This is a genomic window from Vibrio sp. 1249-1, from assembly GCF_033340495.1.
Map to the genome: position 1 here is coordinate 1 of NZ_JAWOWJ010000210.1, position 947 is coordinate 947.

The 947-nt window shown below is 44.1% G+C and carries 1 pseudogene; it reads left to right on the forward strand.

Annotated features, from left to right (window positions below):
• Window positions 1-222: 222 nt before the first annotated feature.
• Window positions 223-947: pseudogene (locus R7Z50_RS25310) on the forward strand (fimbrial biogenesis outer membrane usher protein); the annotation flags it as partial.

Genomic DNA, 947 nt, shown 5'->3' on the forward strand with positions numbered 1-947 from the left:
GGATTCTCCGAATAAAGAACCGTTAATGATTTCTGAAGGATTAGCCGGTTATATTCTTCCAGAGCAATATAAGGTTTGGCCTATTTCATATAAGAATATAAACAATATGAGTTTGAGTGCGAATATTGGAGGTAAACGCTACAAAATACCATTGACGCAATAATGATAATAATGAACAGACGCAATGAAATGTATGTCTTGCTTTGGCTTGGATTACTAAGTATGGCGTGGAGCAATATTGGCCTTTGTGCGAACTCACCCAACAGTTTTTCTGAGTTACCGAGTCCTGAAAACTTTTCTTTTGATAAGTTTAACAATATTAGCTTGAAACTAGAATTGGTGATCAATCAAAGAGCGACGGGGCATATTGCCGAAGTCGAGCGCATTGGCGAGCAGTACTTTCTCCAGCGGCAAGATCTAATAGCGGTTGGCGTTACGGCCAAATCGTTGCCAGGAACGGAAGACAGAATTGACGTTTCTTCCATCGCTGGGGTTAACGTGCGTTATTTGCAATCGTCATTGCATCTGGCGATCGTCGTTCCGCCGACCTGGCTGCCGATGCAGAGTTTATCTGCACACGACATGGGGCGATTTTCTCCAGCTAAGTTTGGTCGTGGGGGACTGTTTAACTACAACGTTTTTGGTGTGTATGAAAACGAAAGCCAACAAAAGGAGGTTTCTATCGATCATGAAATCAGAGCCTTTTCTGAGTTTGGTGTTTTTTCTACAACGGGAATATTTAAATCCAATTTTCACCGCGATGTTCAGTCTCAGCAAAGCAGTCAATACACCCGTTTCGATACAGGGTATGAGTACGCCAATCAGGCGCGACGACTTCGTTTGGAAGTCGGAGACTACATCGTCCGTCCTTTGTCTTGGAGTCAGCCGGTGAGAATGGCGGGCATTCAGTTGTCGCATGATTTTTCTATGCGCCCCGACGTAGTGAC